Below are 20271 nucleotides of genomic sequence, written 5' to 3'. Positions count from 1 at the left end.
TGGATCTCTATTGTTTTGTCTTACGTCTTGAGTGTCCCAATTTTTGAATATTGCTGTGTTGAAGATCTCTTTCCTGTCTATTTTGCTCGTCTGCATCTATTGATGTGAGCACATTTTCTATCTCGTTCAAGCGTGCATCTGGATGCATAACTATTTGTTCAGCAATGACTTCAAAGAGTCGTAAAAACCGTGTAATAGTTTTTTTGCGAAAGAGATCTGTTCTATATTCCAGTGCTCCGACGAGATTGCCATTACTCTCCATCATGTTGAGAAAAAGGTCGAACTTGGTCATGCCTTGTTCCGATCCAATTGGCTCGACCTGTATCTCTGGCAGGACGGCCTCCTGGATCGGTGCATGCTCCAGGGTGAATTTGACCTGGAATAGCGGCGTATGGCCGAGATCGCGGTCCGGGTTGAGTTCCATAAGCAAGCGATCAAAGGGAAGATCCTGATGAGCATAGGCACCAAGGGCAACTTCCTTGACCTTCTGCAAGAGCTCGCGGAAACTGGGATTAGCCGAGAGGTTGGTGCGCAACACGAGCTGGTTCACAAAAAAGCCGATTACCCCTTCTGTTTCCGCTTGTGCGCGATTAGAGACATTCGTTCCTACGACAAGATCATCCTGACTGGTGGAATAATGTAGGAGTATGTTGAACGCCGCCAGGAGAGTCATGAAGAGCGTTACTCCTTCTCGCTGAGAAAGTACTTGCACCTGCTTACTCAGCTCGGCTGACAAGCGCAGGCGTTGACGCCTACCCTCAAAGGTCTGGATAGGTGGTCTGGGATAGTCGGTCGGTAGTGCGATGGGAATGATGCCTGCAAGCTGCTGTTTCCAGTAGTCGAGTTGTTGCTGTAAAACCTCCCCTTGTAGCCATTGACGTTGCCAGAGGGCATAGTCAGCATACTGCACCGGCAATGCTGGCAGATTGGTATCCTTTTTTTGTGTGAATGCAGTATAAAGGCTGGTTAGTTCTTGTACCAGGATGTTCATCGACCAACCATCGGAGACAATGTGGTGCATATTTAAGCGTAGCCAGTATTTTTGCTCGCTCAAGCGCCAGAGGCAGTAACGGAGTAGCGGCCCTTTACTTAGATTAAAAGGAAGTCGCGTCTCTTGCTCGCTTAATGCTCTGGCAATCTTCTCTCGTTTCTCCAGTGCAAGTGTTTGCAGATCAATAAGGATGAGATGAGATGTTCCCCGTGGATCGATGACTTGATAGAGCTGCCCATCTTGCTCCTGGAAGGTCGTGCGTAATCCTTCGTGTCGTTCGATGATCTGAGCCAGACTACGCTCAAATGCCTCCAGATCGAGCTGGCCCTCGAACTCGACCGTAACAGGGATATTATAGGCTGTGTTCCCCGGTTCCAACTGATCCAGGAACCAGAGGCGCTGCTGCGCGAAAGAAGCAGGAAGTGGTAGAGCGCGCGACACTGGTACGAGGGATGAAGTAGCGTGAAACTGGCGATACTGCTTCTCAATCATCTGCGCCAGACGCTCTACTGTAGGATGTTCAAAAAGATTGCGGACTGCTATGTCGATCTGCAATGCCCGTTGTAAGCGCGTGATAACCTGAGTGGCTAGCAGCGAATGGCCTCCGAGCTCAAAGAAATTATCCTGGACTCCTACCTGCGTTGTGTTGAGTACCTGTTGCCAGATCTCCAGTATTTGTTGCTCCAACTCGCTGTGTGGCCCCTGACCGGTCGCTTGTCCCTTAACAAGATTTACCCTGCTCAGACGCTCGATATCTATTTCTCCCGTTTCCTTTAGTGGAAGCTTTGGCAGTTGTACCAGGCGGTAGTTGTCTGGTAGATCTCTCCACTCAGGCGGCCAGATTTGTTGTGTGCTCCGCTGCAATTCGAGCGAAAGGTATGCGACAACCTCTTGAAGGGCATAGCCTGGACCGGTCATGTGGCGACGAATATTCTGATTGTGGTCGTCCAGTCCTACCAGAACCAGATCTGGTCCGTGATGCAGTATCGTTAATAGAGAATACCAGCCCTGTCGGGAAGTGATAGGCCGGTAGCCGTTTGCCCGTGAGAAATCTTTAAGTTGGTAGCCCTGGCTCATACCAACTTCATCCCACATGCTCCAGGAGATACAATAGCTTTGGAGTCCGCAGTGGACTCGCTGATAGTGGGAGAAACTCTCCAGAAAACTATTGGCTGATGCATAGCTGCCGACACCGCTTCCTCCGAAGAATGTATTGATAGAGGAGAAGCTGACGAACAGCATTCCTGGATGATCCTTGAGCAGTTGATGCAGCGTCCAGGTGCCTTCCACTTTAGGTTGAAGTATCTGTTCGATCTGCTCTGTCGATGCGCCCAGAAGTTCTTGTTCGTGGAATGTCGCAGCCAGATGAAATACTCCATTCAACTTGCTCTCCCATTCGTATTCTGCCTGCGCGACAGTCCGTTGTAATCCTGCCAGATCACACACATCGACCGTTGCATAGCGTACGGCCCCCCCGGCACGTGCCAGGTCTTGTAGTGTCGCGAGTCGTGTCGCCAGAGTTTGCTGTGCAGGCGTGGCAGCACTTTCATCCTGTTCAGAAGCAATAAGCGTGCGTCCAATGAGCAGGAGACGAGCCTGATAATCCTGGAGCAGATGGGATGCGATTTCATAGCCTACACCTCCCAGGCCGCCAGTGAGCAGATAAAAGCCCTGATGCTGCAAAGGTAATGGCTGTGATGCTTCTTTAGACCAGTCAATACGCTCAAGGCGAGCCACAAAGCGTTGTCCATTACGATACGCAACCTCTTGATCATCCTGGTTCTGATAGAGATCGTACAGGATACGAAGTGCGTTTTGTTCTTGATTATCTATTGGTATATCGAGAAGAATACATTGTAGCCACGAAAGTTCCCGCTCCAGTGTTTTGAGCAATCCTACGACTGGCGTTTTCTCATAGGCAATTTCCTCATTATCTTTGACCGCCACTATCTGATTGTTCACGACCATAATTTTGTGCTGCTTATTTTCGCTACTTCCTGCTTTCCAGTGGGGTTCCAGTGCCTGCACCAGATGTAAGACACTCAATAAACCTCGCTCCCGGGCATCTTTGAGGTGGCCTCTCTCTTCATTCTCTGTACTTCTCGGACAATATCCCCACAGGTGTACGACATGTTTGAGGTGTATCTGTTTGGCCGCCAGTGCAGCACTTAGTAAGTGGTAATCTGCGCTATTGTTCGGATTGATACGGTAGTGATCGGTATCTGGTTGCTCAAAGTTTGTGCCCTGTTCAACACGAATGACACGCAGCTGTTTCTGGCGTAAATGCTCACAGAGGGCGGTGCCGACTCCCTCGTCGTCGATCAATACCAGGACGCTACCTTCTAGATTCTGCAATCTCTGCTGGCTGATGGATCGCTGTCGCCAGGATTTGCGATAAAACCAGTCGGGTAGCGTATTCGCGTTGCCCTGCTGTCGATCTAGATCCTTCAATAAATCTCGATATTGGCCGGCCTCAAACTGTTTTTTAAGTTGCGTACGTTGGATCTTCCCGATGGCCGTCTTGGGAATGTCGTCTCTGCTCACGGGCAAGACATAGGTAGGAGTGATACCCACCTCGGAACTCACTTTTGCTCGTACCTTTCTAAGCACTTCGAGTAAGCGGGCTTCCTCAACCTGGCTGACGACAAAGATAGCAAGCTGGTCGGTTGTACTTTCGGCGTCCCGAACGGCGCAGGCGGCTGTAAAGGAGGTTTCTACCTCCTCTAGCTCTTCGACAACGGCTTCAATCTCCTGCCCATAGTAGTTGATGCCATTAATGATGATCGTATCCTTGGCGCGTCCTGTAAGGGTTAGCTGTGCCGCATTCATCACGCCCAGATCGCCCGTATCAAACCAACCATCAGCCGTGAAGGCTTCCTGTGTGGCCTGGGCATTTTGATAGTAGCCGCTGGTAACGGAGGGGCCACGTACTTGCAGGCGTCCTGTCTGCCCCTCTTGCACCAGCTGATTGTTCTCGTCCACCAGGCGTATCGATAAACCTGGAATGGGTTCTCCTACCTCGACAAGCTGATCTGCATCATTGCCCTTATCAATAGAGAACTGTCGCGAGAATATGACACCAGAGGATGTCTCGGACATGCCCCATGCCGGATACATAGCGGTAGGCGAGAGTCTATGCTGTTGGAGTAGACGTAAGAAGTTGCGGGCCACTTTAGCCACAATGGCCTCACCACCATTGAAGAGGTAGCGCATAGAAGAGAGATCCCAGTGACGCTGCTGAATCTCCTCCGCACGATCATTGAGTAGGCCAAGAGCGAAATTGGGTGTCCAGGTGATACTGGCGCGATAGTGATCAATCGCGTCTAACCAGCGCAAGGGATCTTGCAGAATCGTCTGGGGGAGTGCGTGGACCTGCGTGCCACCCATGAAAAGTGAGCGAAGATGCAGCATCACTATCCCCCCCACATGGTCTAGTGGCATCCAGTTAAAGGTGATATCTTCCTGCGGGGTGAACTCAAACTGCTGAATCATCCCCTGGGCCATGCTCAAGAGATTCCGATGACTCAACATTACCCCTTTTGCGGCCCCGGTGCTGCCTGAGGTTAACAAGATCAGTGCCAGATCTTCTGGCTGACTCTCATAGCTGGTTTCATCAACTGTCGCAGACACGTGTAACGCACTGAAAGGTATGACCTGGAAGTTGTCCCATTTCTCCTGTTGCGCAAGAACTTGCAATGGCGCGTTGATATTGCTGCCGCCTATGACAAGTGGCTGACCGAGCATGTGCCAGGCATGATACAGGCGGCTACTCGTACTGGTTGGTTGCTCATACGTGGGGGCGATGGAGACTGGAACCGGGACTATTCCTCCCAACTGGCAGCCCCAGAGGACCGGCAGGAACTCCTGGCACCATTCCAACTGCATGATGATCCGCTCCCCTGGACGTACGCCGAGTTGTCGTAGTCCACTGAGAACGCTTCGGGCCTCGGTGAGAAGTTGCTGATAGCTCCAGGTCAGTTCGCTGCCATCGGAGAGAACATAGATCAGGCGACCAGCGTTGCCGAGTTGCCGGGCCGTTTGCATGAGTGCTTGTGGTAGCGTCGTGATGTTCTGATCCAGCCGTAAGGTTCTTCCCCGATTGATGGATGGATGTGCATCCTGGTTCATGAGAAGGTGTTCTGGCTGCACAGGAGCCCTTGCTGGTTCCTCCTCCTGCCCCTGCCGAGGCTTCCTCCATGCGGGAAGCAGATCATCCAGGTGGAGTGGCATCTGGGTGGGGACGTGCTCTTGAACTGCCACGGCAACCTGTTTCACACCTTCCTGTCTGTGTAAATAGTGCTCCCATTGTGTCAGCATTTGGGTGGTGGGGGGAGCCATGGTGAGCAACGTCAAATCATCTACTTCACCTTTTGGAAGCAAAGGGAGATGAGAGACTGGGATGTAGGCATGCGGTTGCCATGCAGGCGGTAGTGACGCACGCAGTTGCTCTTGCCAGGCCTCTGGTGACCCCTGTCCTGTCGTCACGACATAGGCTATTAACTCTTGCTTCCCCTGCTGATCTCGATGGGCAATTACTCGACAATCATAGACGGTAGGACTGGCATGCAAGGCCTGTTCTACATCATCAAGCAAAATGTGATAGCCATCAATCCAGACCTGACGAGTATCTGTACTCAAGAGTTCGAGCCTGACGCCATTTTTATCGTCTCTGTTATTTCTGTAGCGTCCTCGCAAGCCGGTCCTGAACATGCGAGCACCAGTATATGGATCAGCGAGAAAACGTTGCTCGGTCTCTAATTGACTATGGAGATATCCAGAAGCGACTCCTGGTCCTGCTACATAGAGATCACCACTTCCCCCTGGTGGAACCAACTGTTGTCGGGCATTCAAGATATAGACAGACTGAGATGTCGCACGCCCTATCGCCATACTACCTTGATCATCGGATTGTTCCTCGGCGTTCATCTCTAGATAGGGAGATGTCTCTAATCCTCCAAATAGATAGGAGAGCGTTCCCGTGAAATGTTTCGTTAGCGTTTTGACTGCAGACCCGGTAGGTTGTTCGCCACTGACCAGTATCAGGTGCAACGTTGTTGGCAAAGAGCGAGCGGCAAATAAGGATAGCGACAGCGTGGTTGTATGTACACTACTAACCTGATACTCGATGAGTAGTTGCCACAATGTGTCTTGATCCTCTAGCCATGCTTGTCGAGCAATCAGAAGACGAGCGCCCGAAGTAAGGGACCAGAAAATATCGCGTAGAGTAGCTCCTTCGGTGGGTGAAGAGTGAGAGAGCAGGGTATCAGTAGCAGAGAGCGCAAATCGCTTCTGCCACCATTTAAACTGCTGATACAGTTGTTGCTGCTCCAGCACCAGGTAGCGACCAGATGTGTAGAAGTAGGAGGCAACGTTCTGTGTTTCTGTGAATTCTTCGTTCTCCTGGTTTGTTGGTTTGAGGTCCGGTATTTCACCGTCAAGGCAGATAGTCGTACCATCAGAAGGTGGCAAATGAGCCAACCATTTCTCCTGTGTAAGTAGAACCTGCACAGGAGCGGCTTGAAGCATATGCTCCAGCCATTTCAGTGGATGGGACGGATCGAGTAAGACGAATGTTCCTCCCGCCTTGAGAATACCAAGGAGTCCTGCAACGAATTCTCCTGAGTATTCCAGGCAGAGCCCAACGGTTGTATTGTGTTTGACACCATGAGCAGATAGATAACCTGCAATCTGATTTGCCCGACAATTGAGTTCTTCATAGGTCAATGTTGAGCCTTCGAAGATCACTGCGATGGCCTCTGGCGTGCGCTCTACCTGCGCTTCAAACAGATGATGGATATGCTTTTGTTTATTCGTCATCGTCGTCCGTCCCTTTCCATGGACTCAGGAACTGTTCTAATTCATCTTTCGTCACGAGGGGGAAGTCCCCAATGTGTTGATCAGGATTTAAGACCATATTTTCCAGAATCACCTGCCAGTGTGAGAGGAGACGTTGAATCGTTTCCGGCTCGAAGAGGTCCCGGTTATAGGTTAAGCGTCCCTGTAGTGCCTGTTCATCGTTTATCACACTGCAAACCAGATCAAACTTTGAGGTATCGGTATTTTTCCCTTCGTTATCTATCGTCAAGCCTGAAAATTCATACTGTGTAGATTCAGTGAGTGGTAGGGTAAACACTGCCTGGATCAAGGGCGTATGGTTTGTATTCCGTTCTGGTCGGAGTACCTCAACTAATTTCTCAAATGGCACATCCTGGTGGCTATAGGCTCCTAGTGTGACTTCTCGGACCCTGGCCAGCAATGTGCGGAATGTAGGATCGCCAGCAAGGCTGGTGCGCAGAATGAGCGTATTGGCGAAGAAGCCGATGAGTCCTTCTAGTTCCACCCGGTTTCGATTGGCAATCGGGGTGCCCACTACGATATCTTCCTGACTACTATAGCGCCACAACAGGACCAGAAAGGCAGTCAGGGATGCCATGAATAAGGTGACCCCCGCTTGCTGGCTCAGTTCTCTAATACTCTTCGTGAGTTCAGCAGAGAAGGATATTGATTGTTGAGCGCCCTGATAGCTTTGGATGGCCGGACGATCATGATCTAAAGGCAGTTCTATTAACTCTGGTATCTCTGCTAACTGTTGTTTCCAGTAGGCCAGTTCCTTGTCTAGCGTTTCCCCCTGGAGCCAGTGACGTTGCCAGTAGGCAAAGTCGGCATACTGGAGCGTAAGAGGAGTCAGGGGAGAGGGCTTATCCTGGACAAACGCGTTATAGAGTGTGGTTAGCTCTCTCTGGAAAATGTTCATGGACCAGGCATCAGAAATGATATGATGCATCATCGCGAGCACTATGTGGCTCTCTGGTCCCAGTTTGAGGACACGAACACGCACCAATGGACCTTCCGTGAGATCGAATACGTGTTGTGCCTCGCGCTTGATCCATCGTTGCACCTCTTTTTCCTGCTCTGGTGCAGACTGCTGGCTCAGATCTATCAGCGAGAATATTTCTTCTCGCGGCCAATTTGGTATAATTCGCTGCACCACCTCATTCTCGGTCTCAGAAATGCCAATTGTAGTGCGTAATACCTCGTGACGTAGGAGTATTTCTTGCCAGCTGCGCCAGAGTGCATCCACTGAAAGTGGTCCTTGTAGACGAAAGGCTCCCGGCATGTTATAGGAAGTGCTGTCAGGCTCTAATTGATTGAGGAACCACAGGCGTTGTTGCGCGAAGGAGAGTGGCAATGGCTGCTTGCGCGAGACCGGAAGTATTGGCGGGGCTGAGACCTCCTGTTTCTGATTCAATGCCTGCTGCATCTGTGCAGCTAATTGTGCAACGGTAGGGGCCTCAAAGATTGCACGCACTGGTAGCTCTATCCTCACTAACTGTCGCAGGCGCGAGACGACCTGAGTTGCGAGCAGCGAATGCCCACCGATCTCAAAGAAGTTATCCTGTACCCCCAGGTGTTCTGCTTGCAGAACTTGTTTCCAGGTCTGCAAGACCAGTTCTTCTAACTCATTGCGCGGCTCTTGTCCTTCCGCCTGGTTTCTCTCGGCCTCTCCTACCTTCAGTGCAGGCAATTGCCTCCGATTCACTTTGCCGGAAGGACTCAAGGGAATCTGCTCCAGTTCAACCAGATCCGTGGGTAACATATACTGAGGCAGTTGTTCCCCGACAAAGTTACGCAGATCTTTTAAGGTGAGGGCTTGCTCTGGCCTGCGTACCACATAGGCCACCAGATGCTTGTCGGCTATGTTTCCTGCCGCCATCTCCTGCACTCCTACCACAACTGCACTGACGGCAGGATGTGCGCTGATGACCGCTTCAATCTCACCCAGTTCGATACGGAAACCACGTAGTTTGATCTGATCGTCAAGACGACCGAGATATTCAATCGCGCCATCTGGTAGATAGCATACCAGATCACCTGTGCGATAGAGGCGTGCATCCGGTTGATCTCCAAAAGGATCTGGGATAAAGCGTTCAGCTGTCAACTCTGGCTGGTTGAGATAGCCACGTGCTACACCAACTCCGCCGATATGGAGCTCACCTGGAACGCCGATTGGCGCTGGCTGTCCATACTGGTTGAGAATATAGAGTTGTATATTCGCAATTGGGTGGCCGATCGGAACGATGTGCCGTTGACTATGGGGCTGGCAGTTCCAATAGGCAACCTCAATTGCAGCCTCAGTTGGACCATAGAGATTATGTAGCGTTGCTGTCAGACGAGAAAAGAAGCGTTCTTGTAGATCAAAGGATAGTGCTTCACCGCTACAGAAGACTTGCCTCACGCTGGCACAGTGGATCAGTTCTGGTTCCTCTAGGAACACCTGCAGCATCGAAGGCACAAAGTGGAGTGTCGTGATTTTCTGTTCTTGTATAAGGGAGACCAGATAAGCACTATCCTTATGGCCTTCGGGACGAGCGACAATGAGCCGTGCTCCTGTGATGAGCGGCCAGAAGAACTCCCAGATCGAGACATCAAAACTGAAAGGAGTTTTTTGCAAAACACGATCTTGCTCTGTCAGTTGATAGGTTTCTCGCATCCACAGCAGACGATTGCAGATGCTTCGGTGTGTGTTGATAACTCCTTTCGGTTTACCAGTTGAACCAGAGGTGTAGATAATATATGCCGCGTTATTGGGACCTACTGTATGTTCTGGATTGATGGTCTCTTCTCCGGCGATCGTTTGCCAGTCTGTATCCAGACAAATGATCTGCCTTGCATCGGCTGCCAGTTCAAGCGCAAATCGTGCCTGTGTCAGTATGACCAATTCTTGGTGGTTTGTGTTGGTTGACACGTCCTCTAACATGAATGCCAGCCTCTCAGCAGGATACGTTGGATCGAGCGGAACATATGCTCCCCCGGCTTTAAGAATACCTGCTAAGGCGACAATCATCTCAAGCGAGCGTTCCATGTAGACGCCTACAGGTACCTCTGGTCCAACTCCCAGGTGTTGTAGATAATGTGCGAGCTGGTTCGCACGTTCGTTGAATTCTTGATACGTCAGGCGCGTCTGTTCAAAAACAACGGCTGGCGCATCAGGAGTACGTTCAACCTGAGCCTCGATCAGTTGATGCAAAGACCATTCCGGGGCATAATTGCGTCGGGTGGCATTCCATTCCTTGACACAAAGCTGATATTCATCTGCTGTTAATAGAGGAAGTTCGGCAATACGTGTGTCTGGATGAGCCACCACGCCCTCAAGCAGTGTTTGCCAGTGTCCAATTAAGCGCTGCATAGTCTGAACATCAAAGAGGTCGGTCGCATATTCCAGGCTCCCTTGCAACGCCTCTCCATCATCGGAGAATGCGAAGGTAAGGTCGAATTTAGCCGTCACTCTTTCCTGGGCAACGCCGTCCATCTGCAGTTCAGCGAGCTCCTCATCAGAGCGTTCAGCATGCAAGACCTGGAAGAGAACCTGAAAAATGGGAGAGCGACTTAGATCGCGTTCGGGTTGCAGAACATCCACGATCTGTTCAAATGGTACCTCCTGGTAGGTGTAGGCTTCCAGAGCAACCCGGCGCATCTGAGCCAGCAATTCTACAAAGGTTGGATTTTCCGACAGGTCGCAGCGGAGTACCAGTGTATTGGTGAAAAAACCGATCAGTCCCTCGATCTCTTTTCTCGTTCGATTGGCGATCGGTGTCCCGATGGCGATATCGTTCTGGCCGCTATAACGAGCAAGTAGTATCTGGAACGCTGCCGCCAGTGTCATGAAGAGTGTGGTACCTTCGCGCTGTGAGAGTGCACGCAGATCCTGGCTCAGTCTCGCAGACAACTCCAGTGTCAGTCGAGCGCCTCGGAAGCTCTGGTTCGCTGGCCGGGGATAATCAGTTGGCAAATTCAGCGGTGTTGAGCCTGCCAGTTGCGTCTTCCAGTAGTCTAGTTGACGCTCTAGCACCTCGCCTTGCAACCAGGAACGTTGCCAGAGGGCGTAGTCAGCATATTGTACTGGCAATGCGGGCAAGGAAGCGGCCTGTCCCTGAGAAAATGCTGTATACAGATTGTTCAGTTCGCGTACCAGGATGTTGATCGACCAACCATCGGAAATGATGTGATGCATCGTGAGCAAGAGGATATGCTCCTCCTCCGCGAGTTGGAGTAACCAAGTGCGTAGCAGGGGCCCCTGTTCCAGATTGAAGGGATAGGTGGCCTCTTGCTGGATGATCTGGCGAGCCTGTTCTTCACGTTCTGCGCGAGAGAGGGGGCGTACATCGAATAAGGATAGCTGTGTCAGGGATTGGGGATAAATTTGCTGCCACGGTTCTCCTTGATGGCTGGGGAACGTCGTGCGCAGACTCTCATGACGCAGAACAATTTCATTGAGTGTCAGTTGCAGTGCGGTCCGATCGAGTGTTCCTTGCAGACGTACTGCTGAGGGCATTACATAAGCGGTGCTTCCGGGTTCCAACTGATCCAGGAACCAGAGGCGTTGCTGTGCAAAGGAGAGCGGCAGGTGTTGATCCCGCGCCACTATTACGATGGGTGGTGGCGTAGTGGCGTGTTGCTGCTGATGTAGATCAATCATTTGGGCGAGATCCGCTATCGTGGGATACTCAAAGATATTACGCACTGGTATGGTGATCTGAAAGACATGTTGCATGCGTGCCGTTACCTGCGTTGCTAGCAAGGAGTGTCCTCCCAATTCAAAGAAATTGTCCAGCACGCTGATTTGAGGATTTTTCAGCATATCACACCAGATGCCCAGGATCTGTTGCTCCGTTTCGGTGCGTGGCTCCTGTCTGATGGGGAGACCTGATGTGTAGCTCTGACCTCCGAGTAGCGCAACATCGACTTCACCGTTCTCGGTTAATGGAAGCGTTGCCCGGGTTCTCAGTCGGTAGTTATCGGGTTGAGTTCCCCACCAGGCAGGCCAGCCCTGAGACGAACTAGACTGTAATCCAGGCGAGACGTAGGCTACGGCCTCCCGGAGCGCATAGCTGGGACCAGTCAGCAGGGGACGAATATGCTGATTCTGCGCATCCAGTCCCACAAGTACCGTTGGGCATTGATGGTGTAGGATAGTTAATAGTGAATACCAGCCATTGTGCAGGGCAATGCTCTGGTAGCCCTGGGCCTGTGAGAACTCTTTGAGTTGATAGCCGAGGCTCATCCCCACTTCGTCCCACATACTCCAGGAGATACAATAGCTCTGGAGGCCACAATGGATACGTTGATAGTGAGCAAAGCTCTCCAGGAAGCGATTCGCAGCGGCATACGCGCCGACTGCTCGTCCACCGAAGAAGGCATTGACGGAAGAGTAGCTGACGAACAGGGCCCCCGGTCGATTTTTGAGCAATTGATGCAGGGTCCAGGCACCTGCTATTTTGGGTTGGAGCGTCTGCTCAATCTGTTGAGCCGTTTCCTGCAGCAAGGTCTGCTCATGGAATTCACCCGCCAGGTGGAAAATGCCATCTAATGGGCGTTCCCATTCTTGCTGTGCCTCTGTTACAGCACGCTGCACCCCTGCCAGATCACACACATCGACCGTTACATAGCGTACTGCGCCTCCCCGTTGCGCCAACGTTTGTAAGTGGGCCAGGCGGGCTGCTGGCGTCTCCCGATGAGTAGGAGGATGCATACTCTTCTGTTCCGATGTAATGGGAGTGCGACCCAGTAGTAGCAGATGCGCCTGATAGTCTTGCAATAAGTGGCAGGCTAGCTCGTAGCCCAGGCCACCCATACCACCACTGAGTAGATAGAAGCCTTGCTGAACCAGAGGTGCTGTTTGTGCTGGTTGCGTTGACCAGTCAATATGTTCCAAACGAGCCACAAAGCGTTGTCCGTTCCGGTAGGCCACCTCTTGATCTTCCTGATGCTGAGTGAGTTCTTGCAGCACATAGAACACATTTTGCTCCTGATCATCGACTGATACATCCACATGCACGCAGTCGAGCCAGGGGAGTTCGCGTGTGATGGTTTTCAGTAGTCCAACGACTGGAGCCTGTGTGCAGGCAAGCAGTTCATCATCCTGGAGCGTTTCTACCTGCTCACTGACGGCAACAAGCTTGATCTGCTCACTATCTCGCCGTTCCTGTTGACTCCAGCCACGTTCGAGCGCGTGGACCAGATACAGGATACTCAGCACATTCTCGCTATAGGCTTGCTCCTCTTGTACTTGTTGTACTTGTATAGGAGGGTGTTTGCCCCACAGATGCACCACATGTGTGACCGTGAGGTGCTTTACCATTAAAGCTGCCCCTAGCATGAAGTAGTCGGTTTCCTGATTTGGCTCGATCTGGTAGTGATTTTCGGCAAGCTGTGCGAAGGTCGCTCCTCGCTCTACATAGATGCAGCGCTGCTGACGCAGGCGCAACTGCTCTTGCAGTGCCCTTCCCATGCCGAAGTCATCGGCCAGCACCAGAACGACATCCTCTGTGTTTGGGAGGGACTGTTGACGAAGTGTGCACCGTTGCCAGGATTTGCGGTAAAACCAATCGGGTAGCGTATTCGCATTGCCCAGTCGTCGATCCAGATCTTTCAACAATTCCTGGTATTGGCCTGCTTCAAACTCCTGCTTGAGTTGCGTACGCTGGATCTTCCCAATAGCCGTTTTAGGAATGTCATTTTGTGTTACCGGCAATACATAGGCAGGTGTGATGCCAACCTGCGAGCTGACTTTGGCACGCACCTTCTTGATTACATTGAGAATCTGAGCATCCTCCATCCGACTCACAACAAAGATGGCAAGCTGGTCCGTGGTACTCTCGGCGTCCCGAACGGCACAGGCGGCTGTATAGGATGTCTCAATTTCCTCCAACTCTTCGACGGCGGCTTCGATCTCCTGCCCGTAGTAGTTGACACCATTGATAATGATGACATCTTTGGCTCGCCCGGTAATGGTAAGTTTCCCATGATGTAGCATGCCCAGGTCCCCTGTATCAAACCAGTCATCAGGATGGAAGACCTCCTGGTCGGCCTGAGGATTCTGGTAGTAACCGGAGGTAATCGTCGTTCCTTTGGCCTGAAGGTGTCCGATGGAGCCTTCCTGGACCAGTTGGTCCTGGTCATCGACAATCCTGATGGATATTCCTGGTATTGGATCTCCCACCACCACAAATTGATCATCATCAGAGGTTGACGCGAGTGAGAAGTGGTCTGAGAAAACAATGCCAGACGACGTTTCTGACATTCCCCAGGCAGGATGCATAGCTCTCGGCAATAAACTGTGAGGCTGCAACAGTTCCATAAAGCGGCGAGCGACCTTTGCAACAATGGCCTCGCCCCCATTGAGAATAAAATGCAAGGAAGAGAGGTCCCAATGTCGTGTTTTGATTTCCTGAGCATGATTGCTCACAAGGCCGAAGGCGAAATTGGGTGCCCAGGTGATTGTGACCCGGTAACGTTCGATCAGATCAAGCCACATGAGCGGATTTTGCAAGATAGCCTGTGTGGGAGCCTGGACCTGGCTACAACCCAGATAGACATCGCGCACATGGAACATGACAATGCCACCGACATGATCGAGAGGCATCCAGTTCAACGTGACCTCATGACGCTGAAAATTTTGTGATTGGGCTACACCGGCAGCCATACCCAGAAGGCTTGAGTGTTTCTGCATTACCCCTTTGGGGGTTCCTGTACTGCCAGAGGTCAACAGAATTAACGCCAGATCCTCTGGTTGACTTTCATAGTAGTTTTCATCGAGAAGATTGCCCGCCTGTAAGGCACTGACAGAAGCCACCCGGAAGTCGTCCCATGCCTGATGATGCGCCAGAGCCTGTAAAGATGCAGACAGATTGCTTCCTGCCACTACAAGAGGTCGATCGAGCATTTGCCAGGCATGGAACAGACGATCACTCACACTTGTCGGTTGCTCATACGTGGGAGCAACGGAGACGGGTACCGGTATCATCCCGCCCAACTGACAGGCCCAGAAGACCGGCAAGAATTCGTGACTCCATTCGACTTGCAGGATAACTCGATCCCGAGGGCGTACGCCGATTTGCCGTAATCCTCCCAGTACGCGTTGAGCCTCGGTGAGGAGTTGCTGATAGCTCCAGATCAGTTCGCTGCCATCGGGCAGAACATAAATGAGTCGGGCGTTGCTGTTCTGCCTGGTGGCACGTAATAGGATCTGAGGAAGAGTCATACTCGTTTGATCTTGAAGGCTTCCTCCTTCGCTCAGCGACAAACGGGAAACATCAGCCGTGGGACGACGTTCCAATGGTATAGGGGCATTCGATGATATTTCACTGGTCTGCGCATGCTCCATATGTGGAGGAAGCAGATCGGCCAGGTGGAGTGGGAGTTGCGTGGGTGCGTGCTCCTGAATCACTACGGCGACCTGTTCAATCCCTTCCTGTTTGCACAGGTACTGTTCCCATTGCATCAACATTTGAGAGGTCAGAGGAGCCATTGCTAGCAGGGCGCGATCGTCTATCTCGCCAGTATCCGTTAGCGGTAAATGCGAGATGGCAAGGTAGTTACGTGGTATCCACGCTTCGGGAAGAGATGCACGCAGTTGCTCTTGCCAGATTTCAGGTGACGCCTGGGTGGTTGTGACGACATAGGCAACCAGCTCCTGGATGCCACTGACACTCTTACGTATGAGGATACGGCAGTTCTGGATCGTCGTCTGGTTGAGCATGACTGTTTCTAGTTTATCCAGTGAGATCAGTGATCCATCGATGGTTATCTGACGTGGATGTTCCTGGTAATCCAGGTCTTCCAGTGTGAGGAGTTGCGCGGTATCCAACAGAGGCAGGGCGAAAACAGGTTGTGTGGGAGTAGCGACAATCGCTGCCAGTAGCTGCTGCCAATGAGACAAGAAGTGTGTAATAAAGGCTTCGGTGAACAGCTCTGTCGCGTATTCCAACGTTGTGTGTAGTCCCTGTTTGCCTTCGTACATAATTAATGTCAGTTCAAATTTGGCGGTGTTCAGACTCAGGTCATCATCATCCTCTTTTGCCTGTAAGGGAAATGGCTCTGCGGCTACGGTTGCTTCGGGAGCGTTTTGCAGCGCAAAGACCACCTGGAAGAGCGGTGAGCGGGTTCCCACACGTGGAAACGGTACCGCCTCTACGACCTGCTCAAAGGGTACATCTTGATGCGCATAGGCTCCCAGCGCTGTCGTACGTACCTGTTTGAGGAGATCGATAAAGGCAGGATTCTCCGAGAGATTACTGCGCATTACCAGCATATTGACAAAGAAACCAATTAACCCCTCCAGCTCTTCATGTGTACGATTGGCAATGGGAGTGCCAACGGCGATATCACGTTGTCCACTATAGCGAGCAAGTAATACCTGGAAAGCAGCCAGTAGTGTCATGAAGAGAGTGACGCCCTCACGTTGTGAGAGTGCATGCAACTGTTGTGTCAATTCCGGTGTTAATTGTAGCTGTTGTCGGGCTCCCTGGAAGCTCTGCATGGCCTGCCGAGGGTGATCGGTTGGCAGATCCAGCGGGGCGAGTCCGAATAACTGCGTTTTCCAGTAGTCCAGTTGGCGTTCTAACACCTCGCCTTGTAGCCAGGAGCGTTGCCAGAGCGCAAAGTCGGCATACTGAATGGGTAGTATCGGAAGTTTCGCGTCTATTCCACGCTGCGATGCCTCATAGAGGGTCGTCATCTCTTGTACCAGGCGTCCACTCGACCAGCCATCGGAGATAATATGATGCATTGTAAGTAAGAGGATATGCTCCTCCTCCGCGAGTTGGAGTAACCAGCTATATAATAGTGGCCCCTGTTCCAGATCGAAGGGATGCTCAAATCCTTGTTGGACGAGTTGCCGGGCCTGTTCTTCGCGTGTGGCCGGTGAAAGAGAACGCAAATCCAATAAGATCAGGTGCGTCAGAGAGTGTGGGCTGATGCGTTGCCAGGGTTCTCCATGACGGCTGGGAAACGAGGTGCGCAGATTTTCATGGCGTTGGATTACGGTATGCAGAGCCTGCTGGATGGCCGGGCGATCCAGTTTTCCCTGTAAATGGATAACCCGCGGAATAACATAAGTGGTGCTACCAGGGTCCAATTGATCCAGGAACCAGAGGCGTTGTTGCGCGAACGAAAGAGGCAGGAACTCATCACGTGCAGCTGGTACGAGCGGTGGCCGGGAGAGGCCGTGTCCCTGGCGTAGGACATCCTCGATACGTAAGGAGAGTCCGGCAACTGTTGGCGTTTCAAACAGCCAGGCGATAGGGATTTCGATACCGATAGCCGAGCGCACCTGAGCAATCATGCGTGTACCTAGCAAGGAATGCCCACCTGACTGGAAGAAATCATCGTTGCGTCCAACCTCAGGTACATCCAGGACCTGTCGCCAGATCTGCTGCACCAATGTCTCGATTGGAGTGCGTGCCTCCTCGATAGGCACTACGCGTGCCTGTTTCATGCTTGCAGGCAAGGGGAGCCGCCGGTGATCCAGCTTGCCATTAGGCGAGAGAGGGAATTGCTCCAGATTGACAATGCGTGTAGGAACCAGATAGGCAGGGATCTGCTGCGCCAGGGCTTCCCGTACGGTTTGCTGCTCTGGTCCAGGCTGCTTCCAGGGCACAATATAGCCGACCAGATAGGGCTCACCAGTTGCGCCATCAGGTCCATCGGAGCGTAATTGCACGACAGCCTCACGGACCGTGGGCAGATTTCTAAGGTGCTCTTCGATTTCATCCATCTCGATACGATACCCTCGCAGTTTTACTTGCGAATCATGTCGGCCAATGAACTCGATGAGCCCTTCTTCATTCTCACGCACTATATCTCCTGTGCGATACCAACGGTTTTGTTGTATGGTCGGGAAGCGTTCTGCCGTGAGCTCCGGCGCTCCCAGATAGCCCTGCGCCACACCAGCCCCCGCAATGTATAGCTCACCTTTCACGCCCTGCGGAACCGCATGTTGCTGGGAATCCCAGATGGCAATACGCAAGTTGGCAAGAGGATGACCAATGGGCACACTATGACCACGTTCCTGTGGCGCGGGAACGCAGATCTTCTGCAGCAATCCTAGAGGATTGACCAGCGCACCAATTGTCGTCTCTGTCGGACCATAGTGGTTATAGACCTGGCAGGTTGAGGGAATGTCCTGGCTATCTTGGAGTTGTTTGATCAATGTCCAGGGGAGAGCTTCACCACCCAGAATTAAACGCTGACCGGGGATAACCCCTGTCGCATTCGCAGCCAGCAGAGCCTGTAAGTGAGTTGGCACTATCTTGAGCATATCGAGAGGATAACGCTGGACATAGCTGGCAAACGCAGCTCCATCGGTTACGAGCGTATATGGCAGCAGGTGGAGGCAACCACCGGAAGCCAGAGCACAGAAGATAGCCGTATTGCCCAGGTCTGCGGCCAGACTGGAGACGGTGGCGATATGCCAGCCTGCCTGCATATCCAACAAGTTGCACATAGCCTGAGTGTAATTGCTGATATTGTGTTGATTGATCTGAACGCCCTTTGGCGTACCCGTGGAGCCAGAGGTATAGATCACATAGGCGTCTTGCTGAGGCAAAATCTGTACCTGCGGTGGAGTGGTCGGCTGTCCTTCAAGTAAGACAGACAGAGATTCGACCTGAAGCACAGGCAAGGATGCATCAGCCTGTGCTTCCAGATGCTTTTGCAACTCCTGACTACAGATAAGCATAGCCGGGTTCAGCTGTTGTAGCAGTAATTGAATACGCGAGGCCGGTAGATCCTCATCCAGGGGCGCGTAGCATCCTCCTGCTTTGAGTACAGCGAGCAGGCTGATGATGGCCCATTGATCGCGACGTTGATAGAGCGCGATCCGCTGACCCGGACGTATGCCATAGGTTATCAGGAGGTTCGCGAGTTGATTGGCCGTGTCTTCAACCTCTTGATAGCTCAGCAACACATTACCAGAGCGCAGAGCTGGTGCTGAAGGATGACGTTGAACCTGTTCCTGGAAACGCTGATGAAGTGGTATGAAGGGCCAGTCGTACTGCTGACCGCGCCAACGTTCTTGCTGTATCGCCTGTTCTTGAGGCGTGAGCAGTTCAAGAGAACCGATCGCAATTTCTGGCTGTGCAGTGGCACTTGTAAGGAATTGTACCAATAATCCAGCCAGACGCCGCATCTGGACCGTAGAGAATTGCAAGGCATTATACACAAATTGTAAGTGGAGGGACTCCTCGGATTGTTGTGCATAGAGCTGTAATTGCGTGAGCTCCGATCGGCATTCCTGGCGTTGCCATTCGACGGTCAGAGAACCATAGGTTGTAGGCACCGGCCAGGACTCATAAACGAAACTGATAGGAAAGGATTGCGACTGCTCTTGCTTGTTCTCGCCATCAGTTTCCCAGTTGAAATAAAGTTGTTTTTCGAGTGCCTGCTGATAGAGCTGTTGCATTTGCAGCAGAACCCAGGAAAAAGAACGCTGATCCGTCAAACTGATAGTGATTGGTACCAGCCGGGCGTAGGGTCCAATCAGATCAACAAGCTCTTCATAGGGACGCCCATCGCATAACATCCCAAGGAGTAACTCTTGATCATCTGTCAATCGCCAGAGCAGTGTTTGCCAGCTCGCCAGTAGAATGGCTTCGCTAGAAACGTCAAAGCGTTTTGCCAGTAACTGTAATTGATATTGCAGATCTGCTGATAGGGGGATAGCCATCTGTTGTGGTTGATAGATATCCTGAGCAGCGGTGCTCCATCCCTGATGTGCCTTTTGTTTGTCTCTCTGGAAAGGAAGTGGCTGTTTATCGAGATGAGAGAGATCGAGTTTCCGCCAGTAGGTGAGCGATCCCTCCGCATCCTCATCGTGCAGGAGCTCATTGAGCCAGGCTGTCACATTCACATACTGGAGCGGATCATCTTCATCGACACTATTTTGTAAGCGGGCAGTGTAAGCTTGGAAAAGAGCAGTACTGAGCTGCGTGAGCGTTGCGGCATCAGCACTGAGAGCGTGCAAGCTTATCATCAGTATATGTGTTTGAGATGAGAGGCGCAGGATCTTAGCATAGAGCAATGGCCCATGTTCCAGGTCAAATGGCCGTTGCAATAGCTCGTACCAGTGCTTTTCCTGAGAGACCTGTTGCTCAGTTGTATTTAACTGTTCAAGATCAATCAGAGGAAAGAAAATATGGCTCTTCTGGCTAATAGCTTGCATTGGCAGTTCTATACCAGGAATTGGCACAAAGCTGGTACGCAGGATGGCATGACGATCAACAACGTCCTGAAGAGCTTGCTGAAGGACCATTGGCTCAAAAATTCCAGTGAGTTTCAGGGCATACTGTACCCGGTACCACGGTTTATCCTGTGCCCAATGCCAGAGTCGAGATTGTTGCGGGGAAAGATGAGCACCTTTTAAATCTATCGTTTGCATCTACTTTTCACTCCTCAGTATATACATTGCCATACGATATAGTCATTGCCAGTTTTTTTATCCA

The 20271-nt window shown here is 51.7% G+C and carries 2 protein-coding genes; both read right to left on the bottom strand.

Annotated elements, in window-relative coordinates:
* Positions 1-7: 7 nt before the first annotated feature.
* Positions 8-6808, bottom strand: a complete 6801-nt coding sequence (locus tag F1593_RS09685) for a condensation domain-containing protein (protein ID WP_149401354.1) — start codon at positions 6806-6808, stop codon at positions 8-10.
* A complete protein-coding gene (locus tag F1593_RS09680; RefSeq protein ID WP_149401353.1) occupies positions 6798-20207 on the bottom strand; it encodes a non-ribosomal peptide synthetase in 13410 nt (4469 codons plus the stop codon). The genes F1593_RS09685 and F1593_RS09680 overlap by 11 nt, the downstream gene beginning before the upstream one ends.
* Positions 20208-20271 lie beyond the last annotated feature (64 nt).

It is taken from the genome of Dictyobacter arantiisoli (assembly GCF_008326305.1).
GTDB classification, from domain to species: Bacteria; Chloroflexota; Ktedonobacteria; order Ktedonobacterales; family Ktedonobacteraceae; genus Dictyobacter; species Dictyobacter arantiisoli.
The sequence above is the reverse complement of the archived record's forward strand: the minus strand, read 5'-3'. Positions and strand labels throughout refer to the sequence as shown.